Source organism: Ralstonia sp. Ralssp135, assembly GCF_047304345.1.
Classification (GTDB): domain Bacteria; phylum Pseudomonadota; class Gammaproteobacteria; order Burkholderiales; family Burkholderiaceae; genus Ralstonia; species Ralstonia chuxiongensis.
The window spans coordinates 12535-36212 of record NZ_JBGLYZ010000022.1; the positions used below are offsets into that span (position 1 = coordinate 12535).

Genomic DNA, 23678 nt, shown 5'->3' on the forward strand with positions numbered 1-23678 from the left:
TTGTCTTAATCAGTGGTGCTTGCTGCCAGCACACACAGCGTGCGGCATCGCGGGTTGTAAGCGGTCAGGCACCAGATGCCCCACCATTCCTTTCCCGCATCAAAGTAGTCACTCCACGCGCTGCGCTCGGGCGCTTCGTCAGGGTTGCCTACCCAGTCGGCGACGTCGAGTTCGTCATCCGGTAGAAGGCACAGCATCGCGAGCCAATCCCGGAAGTCTTTCGCACCGAGCTTCGTCCCATAAGGCGGATCAAGGAAAGCGCGTTCCAACACCCCGCCCTCTTCCATCAGCGCCCGAACTTCAGACACGTCGAGGCTCCTGGGGCAAGCGCTGTCCAGATGGACGTCTCGGGCCAGCCATCCGAGTTGCGCGAACAAGCCGGCGAGCGCCTGGCGGTGAATCTCAATGCCTGGCGCATCCGGCCCCTCAACACGATACAGCTCGAAGTCGAAGACGCAGCGGGCTTGCGCCAAGTGCCGGCGCATCGCTACAAGCTCTGGACCCTCAACACGCGTCAGCATGTTCGATCCTCCTAGCCTTTCACGCACACCACCTGCCGCAGCGTGTGGACGATCTCCACCAGGTCCGCCTGCGCAGCCATCACGTGGTCGATGTCCTTGTAGGCCATCGGGATTTCGTCGATCACATCGGCGTCTTTACGGCATTCCACGTGGGCCGTGGCACGGATCTGGTCATCGACCGTGAAACGCTTCTTGGCCTGCGTGCGGCTCATGGTGCGGCCGGCGCCGTGGCTGCACGAACAGAACGCCTCTTCGTTACCGAGCCCGCGCACGATGAAGCTCTTCGCCCCCATCGAACCCGGAATGATCCCGAGCTGCCCCTTCTGGGCCGACACCGCGCCCTTGCGCGTCACCAGCACATCGCGACCGAAGTGGGTTTCGCGCTGCACGTAGTTGTGGTGGCAATTCACCGCTTCCACGTCAGCCGCAAACGGCTTTGTGATGACCTTGCGCGCGGCCGCAATCACGTTCTGCATCATCGTGGCGCGATTGCGGCGCGCGTAGTCCTGCGCCCAGCCAACGGCTTCAACGTAATCGTTGAAGTGCTCGCTGCCTTCTTCGAAATACGCCAAGTCGCGGTCCGGCAGGTTGGCGATGTGCTGTCGCATATCGGCCTGTGCCAGTTCGATGAACAGGTTGCCGATGGCGTTACCCACCCCGCGCGAACCCGAGTGCAGCATGAACCAGACGCGCTGCTCATCATCCAGGCAGACCTCGATGAAGTGGTTGCCCGTACCTAGCGTTCCCAGGTGCTTGTGGTTGTTCGTCTTGTTCAGCTTCGGGTACTTGTCGGTGATGCGCTTGAAGCCATCGGCCAACTCACCCCACATCGTATCGACGGTTTCCGGCGGCGTGCTCCAGGCCCCCTTGTCGCGCGGGCCCGGCGTACGGCCGTGCGGCACCGCCGCTTCAATGGCGCCGCGCAGCCCCTGCAGGTTGTCAGGCAAATCAGCCGCCGTGAGCGTCGTGCGCGCGGCCATCATGCCGCAGCCGATATCGACGCCGACGGCCGCCGGGATGATCGCGCCCTGCGTCGGGATCACGCTACCAATGGTCGAACCCTTACCCAGGTGCACATCCGGCATCACCGCCAGGTGCTTGAAGATGAACGGCATCTTGGCCGTGTTCATCAGTTGCTTGCGGGCGTCGTCTTCCACCGGCACGCCGTTGGTCCACAGCTTGATGTCGGCGCCGTGTTCGACGTGGAGGGTGTTGTAGGTACTCATGATGCTTTCATTCCGTTGTTGTTGTCGTTGTTCTTCTTGCTGATCGTGCATCCGCTGCGTCGTGTCAATCGGCACGGTTTGCATCGGACGGCGATCGAATCCAGGTTGCCTTTGGCAGTTTCGTACCACCACTTCTGTTGAGCTGCGCTCCAGACTTCATGCTTGCCGCAGTCGACACAGGCGTACCAGGTATCGATGTAGTAACCGCGCTGTATGAACGCCGGCCACGAGAATCCGCGCTGCACGAGCTGCGATGCGTCTACCAGCACGCTACCGCGCGGCCGTGGCGGCACGGGCGCCGGGGCCGGCAGACGCGCAATCCGCTCGCGCTCGCGCCGCACTTGGCGCCGCGCCATGATGGCGGCGCGCCTCTGCTTTCCACTACACATGATGCCTCCGCATTGGGAACGGCGACTAGGTTTGGCGAAACACGCGCTCTATCCACTGAGCTACGGTCCCCCTGATTTGGGACCGACGGGATTCGAACCCGCGACCTCGATCTTCATAGGATGTAGTTCCGCCGGCATTCGCCGAAAAACAAAAGGTGGTGCGACTAGGGGAGCGAGTGGTCTCACGCTTTCGCGCGGGTCGGGTTCGAACCGACTAGATACCCATGTACACCCGCAGGCATTCGCACCTGGCGCGTCAGGACAAGCTCTTCAGCATTCGTGACGCGCCGGTAAAACGTTGTTGTTCACTACACAGACGGCCTACAGCACCGTCGCCTCGATGGCTTCGACCCACTGGCCCGCGCCAAAACTGCCAGACGCGAACTGCGCGATCACGTCGAACACCGCATCGCCAAAACCGCCGACGTTGAGGATGTCCTCACGCTCCATGGCCTGCGTGGTGCCGTACGGTTGCAAATCGATGCAGACCAGCTTGGCGTGCGGATTACGCAGCTTGAGCAAATCCCACTGCAGCATCGTCTGCGTCGCACCGCGGCGCGTGGCATCCACCCACGACTCGTTGTCTGACACCACAATCACCAGATCGACCTTGGCACGCTCTGCCACCAGCTTGGCCAGCGGCGCCGAGCAGTTTGTCCCGCCGCCACCGATGGCGGCCAGCTTGTCGGCATTGGTCATGACCGAATCGCGGGCGTTCAGGCGTACATCCACCACCTGCTGCTCGAACGGCAGCACACGTGCCGTCGGATGCGAGCGCAGGATGGCAGCGGCCACCAGTCCAGCCACGTCGATACAGCGCACGGCCGAAGTCGCGCCCTGACGCCAGCCCGTCAGCGGGCTGCCCATCGAACCCGAGACATCCGGGCACACGACCACGTTGCCTTCTAGCTTCGGCACGTTGGCCAGCGACACGTCGAGCGCGTCCTGCAACGCCTCACGCACGGCCAGCGGTACCGGATCAACCGCTGAACGGTAAGCCGCCAGCAGTTGGTACGGATACACACGCGCCTTGCGCACCTGCGCCGCATCCGCCAGACGTGCAGCCACACGCTTGGTCACACCCGGCAGACTGAACGCACCTTGGCGGGCCAACGTGCTCAGGTTCATGCGCAGCGCGTGCCAACCCATGCGCTCCGACATCACCGCCCATTGCGCCGCGTTCAGCGGCGCGTTGGTCAGTAGTTGGAACGGCACGTCCGGCAACACCTTCGACTCGCCGGCACGGAAGGCGCACAGCTCACGCGTCAGCGGCGGCAGTTGTGCAGCGTCATGCGGCTTACCGATCAGCCACGCAAAGAACGCGGCACGCCAGGCCTCGACCGGCTTCGGGTGCACCATCTTCACCACATCCGCCAAGGACGGTGCGTTGCCCACGGCGGCCTGCAGGAGCTGCACTTCCGTGGCGGTGTTCAGCCACGTCTGCACGAGCTTCTTCGGACGGCTGCCGAGCGACTTGCGGCCCGTTGCGCCGCTACGCACGATCTGCACGAAATTGCGCAGCATCTTGCCGGTGTCGATCGTGCGGCCGAACACCGTCGGCAGCAGTGCACTGCCCTTGGCCGCCAGCACGGCGGTCAGCAGGGCTGGCATGTCTTTCATCAGGCCTCGCTCGCGGCTGTACACCGCGGTCTTGGCAATGAAGGCATCGTCCACTTGCAGCGCCAATTGCAGCACGTCGGCCAGTTGCGTTTCGGCCGCAGCGTAGAAGGTGTGGTTCAGGCAGCCCGTCATCGCCAATTGCGCCAGCTGGTGCTGGGGCGACATTGCATAGGCCGGGGCGCCTGCCTGGTTGATCGCGTCGGTCGCATTGGCTTGGACCGTCTTCGCGAGCAAGGTCTGAAACAGTTGCTGGTTAGCCATTTGGCATCTCGCGTTGTGTTGTTGATGTCTTCTCTAGTGCAATGGGTATGCCAGGTCACTTTCAACCAAGCGCAGGCCCGCGTATCTCCTTGATTTCATTGAATTCCCGCGCACCCAACGCAGATGTAGGCATGCCGAATTTCCACAAAACTCGATCTATTGATATATTGATTTATCTTTTTGGATAGCACGTCAGGATGCGCAAAACCGTCGCCATCGGCTTCGTCGGCACCACACTCGATTACGTGGGCAAGGGTGCCCAGCGCTGGGAACGCTGGCGCCCGACCGTCGGCCTGTGCCAGCAGGACGACATGGTCATCCACCGTCTTGAGCTGCTGCACGACGCGCGCAGCCGCGGCCTGTTCGAACGACTGCGCGCGGACATCGCTTCCGTATCGCCCGAGACCGAGGTGCGCAGTGTCGAAGTAGCACTACGCGACCCGTGGGACTTCGAAGAGGTCTACAGCACGCTGCACGACTTCACGCGCGGCTATGCCTTCGACACCGAGGCCGAGGACTACCTCATCCACATCACTACCGGCACGCACGTCGCGCAGATCTGTTGGTTCCTGCTGGCCGAGGCGCGCTACCTCCCGGCACAGCTCATTCAGACCGCACCGCCGCGCAAGAAGGAACTCGGCAACACGGCCGGGAGCTACAGCGTCATCGACCTGGATCTCTCGCGTTACGACAAGATCGCCACGCGCTTTGCGCGCGAGCGTGAAGACACGGTATCGCTGCTGAAATCCGGCATTGCCACGCGCAACCCGGCGTTCAACCGGATGATCGAGCAGATCGAGCGCGTGGCCTCGCGCTCGAAGGCGCCAATGCTGTTGTTCGGGCCGACGGGCGCAGGCAAGTCATTCCTCGCGCGCCGTGTGTACGAGATGAAGAAGGCGCGCCATCAACTGGCAGGCCGCTTTGTCGAGGTGAACTGCGCCACGCTGCGCGGTGACAGCGCCATGTCGGCGCTCTTCGGCCACGTGAAAGGTGCCTTCACCGGCGCGCAAACCGAGCGCGCGGGCCTGCTGCGCAGCGCGGACGGCGGTCTGCTGTTTCTCGATGAGATCGGAGAACTCGGCCTGGATGAACAAGCCATGTTGCTCAAGGCCATCGAAGAGAAGCGCTTCCTGCCGTTCGGCAGCGACCGCGAAGTCGAAAGCGATTTCCAGCTCATCGCCGGCACCGTGCGCGACCTCCGGCAATGGGTGGCCGAGGGCCGCTTTCGCGAAGACTTGTATGCGCGGATCAACCTGTGGACGTTCGACCTGCCGGGCCTCGCCGATCGCCCTGAAGATCTGGAACCGAACCTCGATTTCGAACTGGCCCGCTTTGCCCGCGAGCACGGCGATCAGGTGCGCTTCCATACCGAAGCGCGTCGCATCTACCTGAAGTTCGTCACCTCGCCGCAGGCGCGCTGGACGGGCAACTTCCGAGAGCTGTCGGCCAGCGTCACGCGACTGGCAACGCTGGCCGAAGGCGGGCGTATCACGGAGGCCGATGTCACGGATGAAATCGCCCGGCTGCAACGTACGTGGGCCGAACCTGATTCGACGGGCAAAGGAGACTCCCTCGCTGGCCTGATCGGCGATGACGTTGCGTCGATCGATCTTTTCGACCGCATGCAACTGGAGAACGTGATTGCCGTGTGCCGCGAATCGGCATCGCTGTCGGACGCCGGGCGCCGGCTCTTCGACGTGTCGCGCACCGAGAAGGCCAAGGTGAATGATGCAGACCGGCTGCGTAAATACCTCGCACGGTTCGGACTCGATTGGGCAACCGTGCGCGCGGGCTAGGCGCTCGGCAAGATGCCGTCCATTCCTAACATTCCCGTCGGCATCTCGCGCGATGATCGGCGCCTGCTACCAGACTGTCCTGGTGCTCCGTGGATAACGGCAGCAGCCTGAGGGCAGCGGCGCGCGTGTTCAACGTTGCGCCCACACAGATTCAGTTTCGACGCCACGCTGAAATTGCTCTGCCCTACTTTGCCGTGACATCAAACCTGGGCACTGCAACTAGCCTGGGTCGCGTCGTGATGGTGCTCACGCAGCGCGCCCGGTATGCCGGTACCCGCCAGGCCATCGGCCGCCAGCCATGCCGCAGTGGCGGCAGCGGCGCGGTCGATGAGTTCTCCGCAGCGGGCGTAGTCGTAGGGCGACACATCGAGGGGGCACAGCGGTGGCACCACGGCAATGGGCACCTGCCCGGCCCAGCGCTCCAGGTCTTGCACAAGCTGACGCGCAACCAGCAGTGACAAGGCGTTCAGCGCGTGCTCGATGGCGCTGCGCGGGGCGCGACGGTCGGCACAGGCAAACCCCGCTGGCAATACGACGACACGTGTGGCGCCCAGCCGGATGGCGGCGGAGATTGGCGTGTTGTTGGCGACGCCCCCGTCGATCAACAGGCGATCACCAATGCGCACCGGCGGAAACACGCCCGGAATGGCGGCGCTGGCAAGCACCGCTGGCACGATGGCTCCGGAAGACAGCACCACCTCGGCGCCAGTTTGCATGTCGGTGGCCACAACGTGCAGGGGGAGCGTGGCCGCCTCCAGCAGGGTCTGCCCGAAATGCCGCGTCAGCAGGCGCTGCAGGCCGGATGCATCGACTAGGTGCTCCCGTTGCCCACCCAGGAGCCCGAGCATGCTGAACATTGCCCGCCAGGACCATGGCATCACGTCGGCGCGCCGCACACCGCGCCACAGCGCCTCGAGCTGGGCCGTGCCCGCCGCGTGCGGATTGCACGCAAAAAAGGCTGCGTTGATGGCGCCCGCCGAGGCGCCCACCACCATATCCGGGACCACGCCCGAGGCCACCAGCTCGCGCAGCATGCCGGCCTCGATGGCGCCGAGGCTGCCGCCGCCAGCAAAGACAAACGCCGTTCGTTCCACTCTGTCCATGATCAATGCTGCGTTGCAGCAAATAAGTCCAATCGAGTCAATCAGGAGACGACTGCAACTAGAGTAGGTCTGCGCTGCCGTTGCGGCTAGTCAGGCCGATTGGCGCCGATCAGCGAGCTTGCCGTGCAGCGTCTGCCATCGGCTTCCAGTGCAGAAAGCCGAACAGCAACGTCAGCAACACGCTGTCGAGCAACGGGCCCTTGTGCAGCGACACCTTCCGGAAGCAAAACACCACCTCCAACGCATGCGCGGCCAGCAACACCAAGGCCGCGACGCGCAACCAGCCGATGGCATCGGCGGACAGCGGCAGCGGCGTGGCATAGCTGGCCAGCGCAACGCCATACACGGCGAGCAGGACGAGCTTGCTGAGGACGGTGAACATGCAGGTCTCCAAAGAGTCGGTGATTGAGTTGCCATGCAGCATACCGGGCACCCCAATCACGCCAGCCGCTTCAAACACCTGGATAGACGCCGTCCTCCAGCCGGCCGTGTCGGCAGCCGGGCATTTGTCAGGCCACGGCCTGGCGGGGCAGCGCCTCGCTCAGATCCGCCAGCGTGGGCGCGTTGTCGGTGCCGAGTTGTCGCTCCGTCAGCACCACGCGCGCACAGACGACAACCTCGGCAGCAGGGCCCTCCTATCGATTGAGATGGTGAATCGCGAAGCAAGGCTTTCTAAGCTGTCGTAAGCGCCGTAGCTGTACGCGTCTAACACGCCAATGCAAGAGCATGGCGCTTGATGCTAGCTGCGCTCGTAAATTGGTACTTCCGTCGCGTAGAGGAAGAAGGACTGGGCCGGACGGTAGAACGTGGTGGTGGCGTTAGCGTTGATCGCGAGCAGCGCGCGTTCATAGGCGCGGAATGCGCCAACGGACGACACATCATCGAACCAGAGACTGGCAACACCTTCGTAGGCGGGCACATCCGTGGCACTGAAGTAGGCCAGCATGGCATTGAATTCCGGAACCTGTCTGTTATGTACGCAGCGTCGCAATGCGGCTGCGGCAAGCGGCTCGGCGGCCAAGGCCAGCTCGTGCGCCCGCGACCATCGATCAAAGAACTCGGGTAGTGACAATCCTTCCGCTGCCCGCAGGTAGTGCAGAACCTTGGCCCCACATGCGCGTTTCGGCGTCACAACCGGCTGCTCCGCTTCCACCGCCACCAAACTGAGCGAAACGCTGGCGTCTGCGAAGTTGGCGGCATCAGGTCCAACGTTTGTACGCACGTGCTCATGGGCAAAGGTGGCGGACATGTCCTGCGCATTGTCCCAATACAGTTCCGTTACCGAATCCCGTGCAACCGTCATCGAATGCTCGGGTTCGGCGGTCGATCCGAACGCCGCATCGAAGACGTGGTTCTGTACATAGCGCCGCAGGGTGACGGGGTTCTCATTCGAGATCGCGCCATGCACGTGCTGTACATAGGCCACGTATTCGGCATGCGTCATGCCAGGGCGGCGGCAGACCGCAGCGATCATCTTGATCATCGTTGTCCTTTGTGAGTTGAGGTTGGGCTATCCATCAGGCTCAAGCGGCGTCGAGGCCGTCCCAGCACAGATATTTGACCTCCAGGAACTCGTCGATACCGAGGTGCGAACCTTCGCGCCCCAGGCCGCTTTGCTTCACACCACCGAATGGCGCGACTTCGGTCGAGATCAGGCCGGTGTTGATTCCGACCATGCCCGACTCGATGCGGGCAGCGTTGCGCCAGATGCGGGCAGCGTCGCGGCTGTACAAATACGCGGCAAGTCCGTATTCGGTGTCGTTGGCCATGGCGATGGCGTCATCGTCGGTATCGAAGCGGAATAGAGGCGCCACGGGGCCGAAGGTCTCCTCGCGGGCAATCAGCATATCGTGCGTGACGTCAACCAGCACGGTCGGCTCGAAGAAGTTGCCACCGAGCGCATGCCGGTTGCCACCGTGCAGAAGCCGCGCGCCTTTGTCTAGGGCATCGACCACGTGCTCTTCAACTTTTCGCACGGCCGCCGTGTCGATCAGCGGGCCAAGCTGCACGTCTGCTTCCAGGCCGTTACCCGTACGCAGGCGGGCTACGCGTTCGGCCACGCGTTCGGCAAGCGCATCGTAAATGCTGGACTGCACCAGCACGCGATTTGCGCTGATACACGCCTGCCCCGTGTTGCGGAACTTGGCTGCGACTACGCCATCGGCTGCGGCATCAAGATCGGCGTCGTCAAAGATAATGAATGGTGCGTTGCCGCCGAGTTCCATCGAGCATTTCTTCACTGTCTGTGCGGCTTGGGCCAGCAAGACACGACCGACTTCGGTCGAGCCCGTGAAGGTGAGCTTGCGGATCAGCGGGTTGGCCGTCAGCTCACCGCCGATCGCTCGCGTGTCGTTGCCCGTCACTACGCTGAAGGCACCGGCCGGAACACCCGCACGCTGTGCCAGTTCGGCAAGTGCCAACGCGGTCATCGGTGTCTGGCTGGCGGGCTTGAGCACCATCGTGCAGCCGGCGGCAAGCGCCGGCCCCGCCTTGCGCGTGATCATTGCGGCGGGAAAATTCCACGGCGTGATGGCTGCGCATACGCCGATCGGTTCGCGCAGCGCGACAACGCGCTGCGCTTCCTTGGCGCCTGGAATCACATCACCGCGCACGCGCGTTGCCTCTTCGGCAAACCAGCGCAGGAACGATGCGGCGTAGTCGATTTCGCCACGGGCTTCAGCCAGCGGCTTGCCTTCTTCCAGCGTGATGAGCGTTGCGAGATCTTCACGATGCGCCAACGTCAATTCGTACCACCGGCGCAGAACTTCACCACGATGCTTGGCGGTGGTACGGCGCCAGGTGGTAAAGGCGCTATGCGCCGCATCGATGGCGCGGCGTACTTCCTCCTCGCGGCAGCGCGGCAGTTCTACGAGCAACGATTGATCGGCCGGGTTGTGCAGCGCATAACGACCGTGCGGTGTGCTTTCCACCCATTCGCCGGCGATGAAAGCGGCTTCGCGCCACAGCGTGGGATCTTTCAGAAGGTGCTTCATGGTTGTGCTCCTTCAGCAGGGGAAGCGGCCAACCATGAAGGCTTCATCCGGGTCCGACGTGACGGGCAGGCCCGACGCCACCAGACCTTGGCGCAGCATCTTCATCAGGCGATCCGGCACGCGCATGGCTGGCGCGCGCAGGGGGCCACCGTTAAAGCCGGCGAGCCAGTCCTGATACTTCCACATGGTGCGGTTGAGCACGCCGGTGCCGCCCGCGTAGGTTTGCGCGGCCGCGCCGTTGGCGCTGCGTGCCGGATTGACCTTCCAGTACATCGCCATGGCCTCTTCCCACCGGCCGGTGCGTGCCAGTTCAAACGCCTTCGGGTAGTAGTCACCCATCCACGCGGTGTTGCTGGTGCCGGAGAACTGCAGCTCCATCAGACTCATCAGCGGAATCGCATCGCCTTCGATCGGGCAACTGATGACGACCTCGTTGCGGAAGTGGTGGTACATCTCGCAGATGCCAGCCGGCAGCGGGAATCCTTGCTCGGATTTGATCGCAACGATGTTGGGGCAATCGTCGAGCAGCCGGCGCACCAGGCTGACCGGCATGCCCGCCGGATGTACACGCTCGAAGCCCCACAGCGGGATCGGGAACAGCATCACCGCAAGGTCGGTCGCGTCACAGAAGGTCTTCGTGTAGTTGTAGATTTCTTCCTCGCTCGTTGGCCAGAACTGGGGCGGGTAAGACAGCAGGACGATGTCGGCGCCAGCTTTCTCGGCCAGCTTTACGGCCTCAATGTTTTCGGCCAGCGTGCCAAACGCCGCATGGAAGAAGAGGCCAAGCCGGTTGCCTGCGGTCTCGCGTGCCCAGGCCGTGAACTGGGCGTTTTCTTCGGGCGTGATGGCAACTTCGCTGCACAGCAACGTGTAGCTGAACCCAAGCTTGGTTGCCAATTCAATGTCGTGGCGGATGCCGTGTTCGTTCAGGCGCTTCAAGTCGGCGCTGTAGCTGGGTATGGTGACGGCCGAGCAGCCGATCAGGTGTTCGCGCGCCCAGGCGCGGGCGTCGGATTTCTTGTAGGTGGCCATCGTTGGCGTCTCCTTGGGAATGTGGGGGTGATTTATTTGGCGATCGGAACAATGCTGGCCGGCAGGGGCACGCCGCGCCCTTGCTCCTTGGCATGTGCAAAGAGCATCTCGGCAATGACGATGTCCTGAAGCGCGGACCCGACAGACTTGTAGAGCACGATGTCGCTGTCAGCCTGGCGGGGCTTGATCTCTCCCGCAGCGAGCGCCGAGAGCGGCACCAGCTTGCTGGCGATGGGCACGCCTGCACGCGAGGCGGCGATGGCATCGCCAGTATCGTGGGCGACTTCCTGTGGCATGTCGGCCACGATGCAGGCGGCGCGCGCCATCGTTTCCTCGTCGACTTCGCGCTGTTCCGGCAGCGTGGAACCCAGCGAGACCACCGTAGCGCCCGGCGACAGCCACGCGCCGCGCAGGACGGGTGACTCGTCCCGACTGCGCGCGGCACAGATGACGATATCCGCACCCTCCACAGCCGCTTCAGGCGACTCCGATGCGGCGATGTCCAGTGCAGTGCGAAACGATTCGGCAAAGCGCTCGCGGCTCGCAGGCGTGGGGCTGTATACGCGCACGGATTGCAGTGTGCGCACCGCACGCAGGCAATCGAGTGCATTGCGTGCTTCAAAGCCAGAGCCGATGATCGCCACGTGCAGCGGCCGATTGGGTGCTAGCAGGTCCACCGCCAACGCCACGGTCGCTGCCGTACGCAGGCCGGTGACCCTGTTGCCATCGACCAATGCACTCAGGGCCATGGTCTTCTGATCGAACAACGAGATCAGGTAACTTGCCCGGCGCGCACGCGGGGATGCCGCGATCAGCTTGCAGCCCATGTGGCCGCCGGCCGGCGACACGGCGGTCAGGCTGCGCAGCCAGATGCCGTCACCACGTGCCATCGAGCGCGGCGGCACCATGGCGTCGGACGTGGGTTTAGCGTAGGCCTTGGCGAGGGCAGCGACGGCCGAAGGCCAGTCGGCAAGCGATGCGACATCGGCATCGCTCAGGAACAACGTGGGGGCGAGCAGTTCGCTCGGTTGCAGGTCGGACATGGCGCTGGGCGTGGAAGTCAACGGCCAGCCGACTATAGAAGGCCGCACCTGCGCGAGGTACTGCCTGACAGCGAAAGCAGCTATGCACCAGATCGATAGCTGCGGAAGATGCCGCTCAGGTGATGTGAGACTCCGCTACGCGATGGATCAGGCGGCGCACTTCCAGCGTGGCCCGCGTGTGGGGTCGGAGCGGGGATTCCGCCAAGACCACGAAGCGCTCAAGCAGAGGCTGGACGATCTGCGACGACGCCAGCCGCGCATCCAGCATGCCGGGCTGCACGGATGCGATAGCGTAGCCGCCGCCGGCTGCGGCAATCTCGTATTGCAGGCGGACGGAGTCGGCCTCTACCGCCACTTGCAGTGGCAAGGCGTGGTCTGTGGCCAGACGATCCAGCCGCGCACGCAACAGATGAGGGCGACTGGGTACGACAAGAGGAACACCGGCCAGCGCGGTCAGCGCGACATCGCTCTTGCTGACAAGGGCATCCCCACGTCGGCCAACCAGATGCAGAGGTACGCGCGCAAGCACGTGTGCGTCACCAATGCTCGCCTCGTCTTCCCGCAGAACAATGCCCATGTCGAGCCGGCCGTCCCGCAATTGCTCTTCAAGCTGCGCGCTGGCACCTTCCACCAGGTGTAGCCGCACGCCGGGCAGCTGCTCGCGCACGGCGGCGAACAGCGGCGCTGCAAATTGCCCGACCGCCGAAGGCAGCAAGCCGACCAGCACCTCCCCAACGGGTTGGCCGCGCGCATTGCGAATGTCATCGGCAAGAGCGTCGGCCTCATCCACAAGACGGGCGACACGCGGCAGTGTCTGCTCACCAAACTCTGTGAGCACGACACCGCGACCGGTTCTGCGAAACAGGCGCTGCCCACACTGCTGCTCAAGCTGTGCAATGTTGCGGCTGACCATGGACTGCGGCATATCGAGCATCGCGGCGGCCTTGCTCAGGCTTCCTGATGCGGCAACGCGTACAAACAGCAGCCAGCGTGGGTCGATGATCGGTAGCGTGCTGAGCATGTCCGGCATGACCACCTTGCCGGGCTTTGGCGAGGGTGTCGGCTTCATGGCTGCGGTGCGGACGGTGATACCGGCGGCGATGCACCAGGCGCGGCAGCGTCCATGGCCGCCGCCGCTTCCTTGATAAGCGCACGCAGCCAGCGCAGGCCAAGATCGGCGCTGCGGTGCTTGTGCCACTGCATGGATTGCTCCATGCGAGGAATGGGCACCGGCACCGGGCGAATCGTGATGGGCAGGCTGCGGACGGCCTGCGCGGCGAGCCGCTTGTGCATGGTGGCAATCCGGTCGGTGCCGATCAACAGGTGCGCGGGTGCCACAAAGCTGAATGTGGTGGTCTCTATCCGTCGGACGATGCCCAGCTTGTGCATGAACCATTGCTCCAGCGCGGAGTGTTCGTCCCCCGGCTGCACGACGATGTGGCCGGCGCCCATGTAGCGCTCGGCGGTCAGTTCGCCCCTGGCCAGCGGGCTTTGGTCCCACAGCACGCAACAAAAGGTTTCCTCAAACACGACCTCGGCTGGGTGCTCGGCCGGGCAGTAGTCCTTGGGGATGATAAGCAGGTCGACTTCACCGCGCTCCAGCGCACGCTCGGGGTATGCGACCTGCGGGCGCAGTTCAAAGCGGACGCCCGGTGCCTGGTGGTATGCGAGCCGCAGCAGATGCGGCATCAGGGTCATCGTCGTGTAGTCCGAGACCAAGAGGCGGAAGATCCGATCCGATTGGCGTGGCAGGAAGGCCGGTTGTGCGGCGACGGTGGCATCGATCCGCACAAGGATGTCGCGCACGGGGTCTTTCAGGCCTTCTGCACGTGCCGTCAGTTCCATCTTGCGGCCGACTTGGACCAGCAGCTCGTCGTCAAAGTACTCGCGCAGCCGCGCCAGCGCATTGCTCATTGCGGCCTGGCTCAGATGGACCTTCTCTGCGGCGCGGCTGATGTTCTGTTCGGTCAGGAGAGCGTCGAGGGCGACGAGCAGATTTAGGTTGAGCTTGTTAAAGCGCATGGGCGCCGTCTCCGTTGAAGGTCTTCTCCCGAAGCGATTGGGGCAACCCCCGCAGCGTGGTCTTGCGGTCTCGCGCTAGGGTTTCCCCTGAAAGTATTCAGGGCGCCAATACAGCGGATGGAAACAATCAATTTGAGCCATTCGCGAGGGCATCTTAATCTAAACCCGTCCTGGCACACACGCGAATTGCGGTGCACAACCCAGGATGATGTGCGCCCCAAATAGACGGCAGCAGCAGCTTGGTTGCGCGCATTCAACGACAAGACAGACACCCGACACGAGGTGTCGAAAAGTGAGGAGACAACATGAGCAAACGACTAGCCGCGGCGTGCACTGCCGCAGGCTGCATGACGCTGGCCGCGCTGGCGTCGAACACCGCGAATGCATTTGAAGGGGGCGTTTCGCCGTATCCGGCCGGTGCTGCGGGCACCAGCATCGCAGCCATGCCGCCGATCCCTGGGTTGTTCGTGCTGGAGCAATTCAGTTACAGCCACTCCAACGGGTTATACGACAACAGCGGCAACAAACTGCCGATTCCGTTCAGTATCTCTGCGCCGTCGATGACGACGCGCTTGCTGGCGGCGTATCCGGTCACCGTGCTGGGTGCGGGTCTGTATTCCCAACTGGTTGTGCCGGTGGTCTCGCTGCATACGGACATTGTCGGGCAGAGCCAACGCCATAACGGCTTGTCGAATATCACGGTATCGCCTGCCATCTTGAAGTGGTCGGTCACGCGCAACCTCGCCATCGTCACGGGCTTTGATATCGCGCTCGCCAACGGTGCATACAACCAGGACCGCCCAAGCGTGGCAGTGGGCTACACGTCATGGCAGCCGGTCTTCTCGTTTCGTTACAACGTGCCCAACGGCATTGACGTTGGCATGACCAACCGCTTGCTCATCAACCGGGAAAACGGCGACACCGGATACCGCTCGGGTTCGGCCTATGTGGCGGATTTCACGGCGGGGTGGAACTTCGGCAAATGGAAAGTCGGCGTGGTGGGCGGCTATCTGAACCAGTTCACCGACGACAAGCTCAATGGCGCGACCGTCGCCAACAACCGTGCCCGCAGCTTGGCACTGGGGCCATCCATTGCGTACGACGCGGGCGCCTTCAATATCAACATCAACTATCAGCAAGGGGTGTATGCAGCCAACACATCCAAGAGCAGCGCAGTGTGGCTGAACATCGCCATCCCGCTGTGGGCGAAGCCGCCTGGCCCGGGCAACGGCATCTGAAAACGCATTAAAGGAATCGGGATGTTCCGCTATTTCCCTACGAACTACGTCTGGAATCTGTCCGTCGATCTTGCCATTGAAATGGGGGCGCGCATCGGCGAAATTGAGGCGATGTGCGCACCATTGCAGGAGGCCGCCAAGCAGCCTGATGCCGCCGGTACGCGCGCGTTTCGCGAAACGTGGTCGCGCATGGCCGACAAGCTGTGCGAGCTGGCCGCGGAGGACGAAGCGCGAGGGCGCACGCTGTCCGCCGGCGACAAGTACAACCGTGCCGCCACGTACTACCTCACCGGCGAGCGCTTGCAAGCGCACGGCGCGGAAGGCCGTCTTGAGCTGTACAAGCGCTTTCTGGAGGTGTTTGCCAAGGGCATTGCCGCGACGGGCGAAAACTGCGAACGCGTGGAGATCCCGTATGGCGATGCGCATCTCTCTGCGCTCTATGTCCGTGCGGAGGGCGTGACCGGGCGGGCCCCGATTCTCGTGCAGATCAACGGGTTGGACTCGACCAAGGAGATGAAGTACCGCGTCGGGCTGCCGCAGTGGCTGGCGCGGCGTGGGGTGTCGTCGCTCGTGGTTGATCAGCCTGGTACGGGCGAGGCCTTGCGCCTGCACGACATGCATGCGGTCTACAACACCGAAGTGTGGGCCAGCAAGATCGTCGACTGGCTGGAAACGCGCGATGACATCGACCCGAAACGCATCGGCCTGGAAGGCGTTTCACTCGGCGGCTACTACTGTCCGCGCGCGGTGGCTTTCGAGCCGCGCTTTGCATGCGGCGTGGTGTGGGGCGCCAACCATGACTGGCGCGACGTGCAGAAAAAGCGCCTGGCGCGCGAGGGAAGCTTTCCCGTGCCGCACTACTGGGAACACGTGCGCTGGGTGTGGGGCGCGCCCGACATGGACACCTTCATGCGCATTGCCGAAAACGTGCATCTGGATGGCGTGCTTGACCGCATTCGTGTTCCGTTTCTCGTCACCCATGGCGAGAAGGACTCGCAAATTCCCGTGCACTGGGCCCACCGCACGTATGAGCAACTCGTCAACAGCCCCAAGCGCGAGCTGAAGATCTTTACCGACCGCGAAGGCGGCGTGCAGCACAGCAGTTTCGATAACTCGGCCAACGCTGGTGCCTACATCGCCGACTGGGTCGCAGAAACACTGGGCGGCCGGACGGCCCCCTGATCATCAACCCATGACCGATAGGACTACCATGAACATCATCGGACCCGATGCACTGCTGTTTGGCGTCGACGACGTTGCCGCGTGCGCGCAATATCTGACCGACTACGGCCTGAAGCCGGTGGGCGTGACCGCCGCCGGAGGCCGCTTCGAGGCGCTGGACGGCACGTTCATCCGCATTGCGCACAAGGACGATGCGACCTTGCCGCCCTCGCTCGGCACCGCGAGCTTCCTACGCCAGACCATCTACGGCGTGGCCGACCAGCAGACGCTGGAGGCGATTGCCGCAGAGCTGCAGAAAGACCGCCCCGTCGAACGCCATGCGGATGGCTCCATCCACGCTGTGGACGATGCGGGCTTTGCACTGGCGTTTCAGGTGACGGTTCGCCGCCCGCTGGAGTTACCGGCGGAGCGTGTCAACGCACCGGGCGCACCTGCGCAGCGGCCGGCGAACGTTGTAGGCGTGGACGGCGATGCCGTGGTGCAGGCCCGCACGCTCTCGCACGTTGTCTACTTCGTGCCGGATGCCGCGAAGGCGGAGGCGTTCTACGTCAAGCGCCTGGGCTTTGTCTGCACCGATCGCTTTGTCGGCGTGGGGCCTTTCTTGCGCCCTGCCGGCACGCTCGACCACCACACGCTTTTCATGATCGAGACGCCGCCATTCATGAAGGGCTGTGAACATTTCACGTTCCATCTGGGCGGCCCGACCGAGGTGATGCAGGCCGGGGCGCGACTGGTCGAGAAGGGCTATCAATCGTTCTGGGGCCCGGGGCGCCATCGCTTCGGCTCCAACTGGTTCTGGTACTTCAACAGCCCGCTCGGCTGCCATGTGGAATACGACGCCGACATGGACTTGCACGATACCGACTGGATCGCACGCGAAGCACCCATGGGGGCGGACACCTCGCAACTGTTCCTGTTCCAGCATCGCGAGAACTGGGCACCGGGCGGTCCGCCGGCAACCGATGCGGCGCACGCCGCATCCTGAGGGATCTGAACTCAGCCATGTCGACATCCAACCGCGTACCGCTATGCCAGTTGCATGAGTTGATCGATGGCCATTCGCGTGGTTTTGACCCGCGCGGTATCGGCCAGGACACGGTCTTCGTGGTGCGGCGAGGCGAGGCACTTCATGCCTACCGTGATGCCTGCCCGCATCAGGGCGGAACGCCGATGGCATGGCGCAAAGATGCCTACCTCAATGGCGACGGCACCCGCATCGTCTGCCATGCGCATGGCGCGCAATTCGATATCGGCTCCGGCGTTTGCGTTCTTGGCCCCTGCCTGGGACAAGCGCTGGAGCCCATCAAGATCGAGGTGGCCGAAAACGGCACCGTGTTCTTGATGCCAGACAACAAGGAGACACCACAATGACATCCCCAGTGCAGAAGATCCTCGTGATTGGCGGCGGCTTTTCCGGCATGGCCGCAGCCATCCAATGCGCCAAGCTCGGCATGCAGATCGACATGGTCGAGATTGATGCGAAATGGCGGGCCTATGGCGCCGGCATCAGCATCGGTGGCCCAACGCTGCGCGCCTTGAAAACTATTGGCGTACTCGATGCATTCCGAGAGCGCGGCTATTGTGGCGATGGCGTCAATCTTTTCACATCGAGCGGCCAGGCGCTGGGGCAGCTACCCACGCCGCGTGTGGCCGGACCAGATGTGCCGGGCGGCGGCGCAATCATGCGCCCGGCGCTGGCTGACATCCTGGCCAAGGCGACAGTCGCTGCGGGCGTGAAGGTGCGCCTGGGCTGCACATTCACGGCGATTGAGCAACGCGCCGACGGGGTGGACGTTGCCTTTACCGATGGCACACAAGGTCGCTACGACCTCGTGATCGGCGCCGATGGGTTGTACTCGAAGGTGCGCGAGGCAGCGTTTCCCAATGCACCCACGCCGCAGTACACCGGCCAGGGTGTCTGGCGTGCCGTGGTTCCTCGCCCCGCAGACATTACGTGCGCGACGATGTGGCTCGGGCAGAAGGTCAAGACAGGCGTCAACCCCGTGTCGCAAGACGAGATGTACCTGTTCGTGACCGAAGACCGTGAGGCGAACGAGTACATCGACCCGCAACGTTGGCCGCAGATGCTGTCGGATCTGCTCGCACCGTTCAGCGCGCCGTTGATGCAAACCATCCGCGCGCAGATCTCCGCAAAGTCGCTCATCAACTATCGCCCACTGGAAAGCCTATTGATGCCGCGCCCGTGGTTCAGCGGCCGCATCGTGCTGATCGGGGATACGGTCCACGCGACCACACCGCACATGGCGGCCGGTGCCGGTATCGGCCTGGAAGACGCCATCGTGCTAGCCGAGGAATTGGAGCGCGCTGCCACGCTCGATGCCGCACTGCAAGCCTTCCAGGATCGCCGCTGGGACCGTTGCCGCATGGTGGTGGAAAACTCCGGCCGCCTGGGCGAGATCGAGATTGCCGGCGGTGACAAGGCCGAGCACGCCCGCATCATGCGCGACACGCTCATGAGCCTGGCACAGGCCATCTGACACGGCGGAGACCTCCATGGAATCGAATCTTGAGACCGGCGGCGCAGCGCGATTGGGCGGCCGGGGCACGTTCGCGCTACTGGCTGCACATTGCGCCGGCATGGTCGACATGGTCGCCTTGCCGGTGTGGGTTGGCACCCTGATCGGAAGCTATCACCTCGACCCGCAAGAGGCGGGTGGCTTGGTAACGTTGTTTTTAGCGGCGGCGGTGGCAAGCAGCGTAGTCTTCGCGCCACGACTGAATCGTCTGCCGGCCCGTGCTTCTGTATCTGCTGGCTTTGGGGTGGCCATGCTGGCGTTTCTCAGCATGGCAGCCGTGGGCGACAGTTATGCGGCCATGGCAAGTTTGCATGCTGTTGCGGGTTTCGCCGTGGGATGCAGCCTGAGCTTTACGCACGGCACGATCGGGCGCAGTCGCAATCCGCATCGGTTGTTTGCTGCGGCGGGCTTGGCGCTGGGCTGCTTTGCCATCGCTTTTCTGGGTGTGACACCGGGCTTGGTCGCGTTGCACGGTGGACCGATCCTCTTCCGCGTCTTCGCGGGTGTCATGGCGATTGCCGCCGTGCTGTGTGCGGCGGCGTTTCCGGCCCTTGAGGCGCCGCGCCTTGAGATGTCCGCTGCCGAGCCGAGCTTTTCGCCAGCCGTATGGAGCGGCATGCTGGGCGTGGCCTGCATGGCAGTGACCCAGGCAATGGTGTTCAGCTTTGTCGAACGCATTGGCGTGGATCGAGGTTTCGGCCTGGCCGCCGTCACCTCCGTATTGATCGCAACGGGGTTGGTGAACCTGCTGCCAGCGCCAATGGCGGGGTTCCTGGAGTTGCATGTGCCGGCCCGGCGGGTTGTGCTGGGTGGGCCGCTCGTGCAGGCAACACTTGCGCTCGTCATCACGCAGAGTTCTGCGCTGGCCCCGTATGCGGCGGCCGGCGCGGTGTTCGTTGCCGTCATGATCTTCACGCACACCTTCGCGTTTGGCGTGCTGGCCCGGATGGACGTCACCGGCCGCGCCGTGGCCGCCACGCCCGCCATGCTGATGACTGGCGCCGCCGTCGGGCCGATCCTTGGCGGCACGCTGGTCAAGTTTCTTGGCTACGGCAGCCTTGGCATCGCCGCTGTCTTGATGGCCATTGCCGCCATGCTGTGTTTCTCACGTCTTGAGCGCCGCGCTGTGCCCGCAGGAGCCTCCGCATGAAGCCAACTCGACGCTTTGTCGATCTCTCCATCTATCTGGAGAACGACGTGCTCTCCGACCCGCCGCCGCTGGCACCGAAGATCACCTATCAGAAGCATGCCGATACCTTGCCCGAGTTCATGGCGATGCTGCCCGGCACGAAGCCTGAGGACTACCCCGACGGCGAAGCCGCTGCGGCCGAGTGGGTCACGCTCACCACGCACAGCGGCACGCATCTCGATGCGCCCTGGCACTTCCATTCGACCATGGACGCCACCCTTGGCGAGGCCAAACCGTCGATCACCATCGACGAAGTTCCGCTGGAATGGTGCTTCCAGCCCGGCGTGAAACTCGACTTCCGGCACTTCCCCGACGGCTACGTGGTGACGGCCGCCGATGTGGAGGCAGAGCTTGCACGCATCGGCCACACGCTGCAGCCGCTCGACATCGTCGTGGTCAACACGCGGGCGGGCGCGCGCTATGGGCACAACGACTACGTCAACGCAGGCTGCGGCATGGGCTACGAGGCGACGATGTACCTGCTCGAACGCGGCGTGCGCCTGACCGGAACCGATGCATGGAGCTGGGATGCACCGTTCTCCTACACCGCCAAGAAGATCGCCGAGACGGGCGATACCTCACTGATCTGGGAAGGGCACAAGGCCGGTCGCGACATTGGCTACTGCCATCTGGAGAAGCTGCACAACCTCGAGGCCCTGCCTCCGCATGGATTTGTCATCAGTTGCTTTCCGCACAAGATTCGCGGGGCATCCGCAGGGTGGACGCGCGCGGTCGCCATCTTTAACGCTGAACGGGACATTGCATGAGCTTTCCAACAATTCAACGTATCGTGACGGGCAACGACGCCGACGGGCGCGCGGTGATCGTCTCGCAAGGGCCATTGCCGACCGTGGTGGAAATTGCGGCCATTCCCGGCACGGTGTTCCACGAAGTGTGGAGCACGTCGGGCAACCCGGTGCCGATCGACAACGGTGCGGATCCCACCGTGGGCGCGCTGATGTTGCCGCCGCCAAAGCAAGGCACGCGCTTCCGATTTGTCGATATTCCGCCCGATACCTCGGAGTTCCTGGCGCGTGGCGCGACCCGGATGCAGGAAGCGTTCACCCAGGTGGGCGATGCACATGCATCTACCGTGCGCGCCGATTCGCCGCATCCGCTGATGCATCGCACGGAATCGATCGACTACGGCGTGGTGATCGATGGCGAGATGACGCTGGTGCTCGATGATTCCGAGGTGGCGCTTGCACCGGGAAGCGTGGTCATTCAACGCGGCACCAATCACGCCTGGGCCAACCGCTCCAGCCGGCCATGCAGGATGCTCTTCGTGCTGATCGACGGCGTGTACGACCCGGCCATCGCCGAGGCATTGCAGGCCCGGACGCAACGGGAGGCGCAATGAAGTTCGCCACATTGCCCGGCGAGGGAACCGATGGTCGCCTTGTGTTGGTGTCGCGCGATCTTCAGCGCGCTGTCGATGCCACCCCAATTGCCGCCACGTTGATCGATGCACTGGAGCGTTGGGAGCATGTTGCGCCCAAGCTGCAGGCGCGCTACGACGATCTCAATGCGGGGCGTATTGCTGATGCACGTGCATTTGATGCTGCCGCTTGCCTGGCACCGCTGCCGCGTAGTCCGCAATGGTGCGATGGCTCGGCGTTTCTCAACCACGGTCGACTGATGGAGCGCGCATTCAATACGCCGCCGATTCCAGATTTCGCCACCATCCCCGTGATGTACCAGGGTGCGAGCGACGACTTTCTCAGCCCGACGCAGGATGTGCCGTTGCCCAGTGAGGCCGACGGTATCGATTTCGAAGGCGAGTTTGGTGTGGTCGTCGGTCGTATACCGATGGGCGTCTCTGCCACGCAGGCCTTGGAGCACATCCGCCTGCTCGTGCAGATCAACGATTGGAGCCTGCGCGCATTTGGGCCGCGCGAGATGAAGACAGGTTTTGGGTTTCTACAGGCCAAACCGTCGACCAGCTTTGCGCCGGTCGCCATCACGCCCGACGAGTTGGGCGGAAATTGGCGCGACGGCCGCGTGCAACTGCGTCTGCATATCGAATGGAATGGTCACTGGTTTGGTCATCCATGTGGCAGCGAAATGAATTTCAGCTTTGGCGACCTCATTGCACATGCCGCGCGTACACGCCAACTGTCCGCTGGAACCATCATCGGCTCCGGCACGGTATCGAATGTGAGCCGCACAGCTGGATCGGCATGTATTGCAGAGCGGCGTGTGATCGAGATCATCGACGAAGGCGAAGCCAAGACTGGCTTCATGCGCTTCGGCGATCGGGTCAGGATGATGGCGCACGACGCAGAAGGTGAGATGCCGTTCGGCATCATTGAGCAGCGTGTTGTTCAAGCGGGTGCCGCTAGCGCAAAAGAGGAACACCGATGAGAGCCTTGGTGACGGGTGCCAATGGTTTCGTAGGATCAGCGTTGGTTCGCCGGTTATTGCGCGATGGGGTCGCTACCACAGGCGATGTCACAGAGTTGCTGCTTGTGGACCAACAGATCGACGCCATCCCCGCGGATGCGCGCGTTACTGTCATCAACGGAGACTTTGGCACGCCGCACACACTTGATGCTGTGCTGTCAAAGCCCGTGGATCTCGTCTTTCACTTGGCGAGTGTGCCGGGCGCACAGGCCGAAGCCAATCGGGATCTGGGCGACCGTATTAATTTGCATGGCACCCTGGCGTTGTTCGAATGCCTCGCAAAACAGCCGAGCGTTCATGGGACCGTGCCGCGAGTCGTCTTTGCCAGCAGTGTCGCGGTTTATGGAGTCCCTCTGCCGTCGCACATGGACGAGCATTCGGCGGTACACCCCACCATCAGTTACGGCGTGCACAAGTTAGTTGGCGAGCAATTGTTGGCCGATTGGACGCGTCGCGGCTCGGTCGATGGCCGCTCGTTGCGCTTGCCGGGCATCGTGGCGCGGCCCGGATTGTCCCTAGGACACGGCTCCGCCTTCATGAGTGCGATCTTTCGCGTCGCTCAGCACGGGCAACCCTATGTATGTCCTGTCTCGCCATCGGCAACAGCATGGTGGATGTCGCGTGCCTGCTGCGTCGACAACTTGGTACATGCTGCGCGGCTGTCTTCGGACGGTCTACACGCGGAGCGCGTCTGGACACCCCCCGTGCTGCGATTGGAGGTTGGTGCGCTCGTCGACGCGCTGACGCATAGGTTCGGCCCGATGCAAATCAGCTATGCCCCCGAGGATGGGATCGAGCGATTGTTTGGCCGCCAGCCACCGCTGATCGATCGTCGCGCTGTCGCGGCTGGCTTTCAACACGACGGCACTGTCGAGGCGTTGATCGAACGGGCGCTGATGGAGGGCTGAAATGGTTCAGCCAGCCCACATGGCCGCCTTCGGCGACATATTTTTAATAGAGCATCGGTGAGCATCGACGCATCATCCATGCGGGTCAGAAGCGTTCCAGATTGTTGACGCGCCTCGCTATGGAAGGGCACACGTGAGCGATCGACCTACTTGACACATGAGAGCTGGCGACTGTCATTGACCCCGTTCGGCGCGTGGGAGAACCGCATGAAATC

23 protein-coding genes are annotated in these 23678 nt (G+C 63.2%); 11 read left to right on the forward strand and 12 right to left on the reverse strand.

The genetic code is table 11. The annotated features are described in order from the left end of the window. Positions 1-5 precede the first annotated feature (5 nt). The 4 genes from ACCD03_RS15815 to ACCD03_RS15830 form a co-directional block, all read right to left on the reverse strand. Entirely contained in the window at positions 6-521 is a 516-nt protein-coding gene (locus ACCD03_RS15815; protein ID WP_413412237.1) for a hypothetical protein, read from the reverse strand. An 11-nt stretch (positions 522-532) separates the two neighbouring features. Next, the gene (locus tag ACCD03_RS15820; protein ID WP_413412238.1) at positions 533-1747 is read right to left on the reverse strand and encodes an RtcB family protein; all 1215 of its coding nucleotides are present in this window, start codon (positions 1745-1747) and stop codon (positions 533-535) included. After that, positions 1744-2103, reverse strand: a complete 360-nt coding sequence (locus ACCD03_RS15825) for a zinc-ribbon domain containing protein (RefSeq protein ID WP_413412239.1) — start codon at positions 2101-2103, stop codon at positions 1744-1746. Before ACCD03_RS15825 ends, ACCD03_RS15820 begins: the two co-directional genes overlap by 4 nt. Positions 2104-2457: 354 nt before the next feature. Beyond that, positions 2458-4017 (reverse strand): vWA domain-containing protein, encoded by a 1560-nt coding sequence (locus tag ACCD03_RS15830; protein WP_413412240.1) that lies wholly within the window; start codon positions 4015-4017, stop codon positions 2458-2460. A gap of 197 nt (positions 4018-4214) precedes the next feature. On the opposite strand from ACCD03_RS15830, the gene rtcR reads away from it, so the two are divergent. Continuing rightward, entirely contained in the window at positions 4215-5813 is a 1599-nt protein-coding gene (rtcR, locus tag ACCD03_RS15835) for an RNA repair transcriptional activator RtcR (protein WP_413412241.1), read from the forward strand. Positions 5814-6013: 200 nt separating this feature from the next. Here rtcR and ACCD03_RS15840 read toward each other — a convergent pair whose 3' ends face one another. The 8 genes from ACCD03_RS15840 to ACCD03_RS15875 all read right to left on the reverse strand — a co-directional run bounded on the left by ACCD03_RS15840 (position 6014) and on the right by ACCD03_RS15875 (position 14006). Further along, on the reverse strand, positions 6014-6916 hold the full coding sequence (locus ACCD03_RS15840; protein WP_045205002.1) for a patatin-like phospholipase family protein: 903 nt from the start codon (positions 6914-6916) through the stop codon (positions 6014-6016). Between the two features lie 109 nt (positions 6917-7025). Beyond that, on the reverse strand, positions 7026-7298 hold the full coding sequence (locus ACCD03_RS15845; protein WP_253535995.1) for a DUF1145 domain-containing protein: 273 nt from the start codon (positions 7296-7298) through the stop codon (positions 7026-7028). A gap of 357 nt (positions 7299-7655) precedes the next feature. Continuing rightward, the gene (locus ACCD03_RS15850; RefSeq protein ID WP_253535991.1) at positions 7656-8399 is read right to left on the reverse strand and encodes an EthD domain-containing protein; all 744 of its coding nucleotides are present in this window, start codon (positions 8397-8399) and stop codon (positions 7656-7658) included. Between the two features lie 40 nt (positions 8400-8439). After that, positions 8440-9909 carry an NAD-dependent succinate-semialdehyde dehydrogenase gene (locus ACCD03_RS15855; protein ID WP_045205005.1) on the reverse strand — a complete coding sequence of 490 codons (1470 nt, stop codon included), beginning with the start codon at positions 9907-9909 and terminating at the stop codon, positions 8440-8442. 12 nt (positions 9910-9921) lie between these two features. Continuing rightward, a complete protein-coding gene (locus ACCD03_RS15860) occupies positions 9922-10941 on the reverse strand; it encodes a dihydrodipicolinate synthase family protein (RefSeq protein WP_045205006.1) in 1020 nt (339 codons plus the stop codon). A gap of 32 nt (positions 10942-10973) precedes the next feature. Next, entirely contained in the window at positions 10974-11984 is a 1011-nt protein-coding gene (locus ACCD03_RS15865; protein WP_045205007.1) for an ornithine cyclodeaminase family protein, read from the reverse strand. Between the two features lie 115 nt (positions 11985-12099). Next, the gene (locus ACCD03_RS15870; protein WP_253535989.1) at positions 12100-13053 is read right to left on the reverse strand and encodes a LysR family transcriptional regulator; all 954 of its coding nucleotides are present in this window, start codon (positions 13051-13053) and stop codon (positions 12100-12102) included. After that, entirely contained in the window at positions 13050-14006 is a 957-nt protein-coding gene (locus ACCD03_RS15875; RefSeq protein WP_045205008.1) for a LysR family transcriptional regulator, read from the reverse strand. Before ACCD03_RS15875 ends, ACCD03_RS15870 begins: the two co-directional genes overlap by 4 nt. Before the next feature lie 305 nt (positions 14007-14311). Here ACCD03_RS15875 and ACCD03_RS15880 point away from each other — a divergent pair, with 305 nt between their 5' ends. Genes ACCD03_RS15880 through ACCD03_RS15925 form a run of 10 tightly spaced genes read left to right on the forward strand, consistent with a single transcriptional unit; the run spans position 14312 to position 23463 of the window. Then, the gene (locus tag ACCD03_RS15880) at positions 14312-15244 is read left to right on the forward strand and encodes a transporter (RefSeq protein ID WP_045205009.1); all 933 of its coding nucleotides are present in this window, start codon (positions 14312-14314) and stop codon (positions 15242-15244) included. Positions 15245-15265: 21 nt separating this feature from the next. Then, entirely contained in the window at positions 15266-16426 is a 1161-nt protein-coding gene (locus tag ACCD03_RS15885) for an alpha/beta hydrolase family protein (protein ID WP_045205010.1), read from the forward strand. 28 nt (positions 16427-16454) lie between these two features. Beyond that, the gene (locus ACCD03_RS15890) at positions 16455-17411 is read left to right on the forward strand and encodes a VOC family protein (protein ID WP_045205011.1); all 957 of its coding nucleotides are present in this window, start codon (positions 16455-16457) and stop codon (positions 17409-17411) included. Positions 17412-17428: 17 nt separating this feature from the next. Continuing rightward, on the forward strand, positions 17429-17797 hold the full coding sequence (locus ACCD03_RS15895) for a Rieske (2Fe-2S) protein (protein WP_045205012.1): 369 nt from the start codon (positions 17429-17431) through the stop codon (positions 17795-17797). After that, the gene (locus ACCD03_RS15900) at positions 17794-18924 is read left to right on the forward strand and encodes an FAD-dependent oxidoreductase (RefSeq protein ID WP_325654134.1); all 1131 of its coding nucleotides are present in this window, start codon (positions 17794-17796) and stop codon (positions 18922-18924) included. The genes ACCD03_RS15895 and ACCD03_RS15900 overlap by 4 nt, the downstream gene beginning before the upstream one ends. Positions 18925-18940: 16 nt before the next feature. After that, entirely contained in the window at positions 18941-20113 is a 1173-nt protein-coding gene (locus ACCD03_RS15905) for an MFS transporter (protein WP_325654136.1), read from the forward strand. Beyond that, entirely contained in the window at positions 20110-20919 is an 810-nt protein-coding gene (locus ACCD03_RS15910) for a cyclase family protein (RefSeq protein ID WP_253535986.1), read from the forward strand. Before ACCD03_RS15905 ends, ACCD03_RS15910 begins: the two co-directional genes overlap by 4 nt. Further along, complete coding sequence (locus ACCD03_RS15915) at positions 20916-21512, forward strand: cupin domain-containing protein (protein ID WP_253535985.1); 597 nt, start codon at positions 20916-20918, stop codon at positions 21510-21512. Before ACCD03_RS15910 ends, ACCD03_RS15915 begins: the two co-directional genes overlap by 4 nt. After that, positions 21509-22516 carry a fumarylacetoacetate hydrolase family protein gene (locus ACCD03_RS15920; protein ID WP_253535983.1) on the forward strand — a complete coding sequence of 336 codons (1008 nt, stop codon included), beginning with the start codon at positions 21509-21511 and terminating at the stop codon, positions 22514-22516. The genes ACCD03_RS15915 and ACCD03_RS15920 overlap by 4 nt, the downstream gene beginning before the upstream one ends. Next, positions 22513-23463, forward strand: a complete 951-nt coding sequence (locus ACCD03_RS15925) for an NAD-dependent epimerase/dehydratase family protein (RefSeq protein ID WP_253535981.1) — start codon at positions 22513-22515, stop codon at positions 23461-23463. The genes ACCD03_RS15920 and ACCD03_RS15925 overlap by 4 nt, the downstream gene beginning before the upstream one ends. Positions 23464-23678 lie beyond the last annotated feature (215 nt).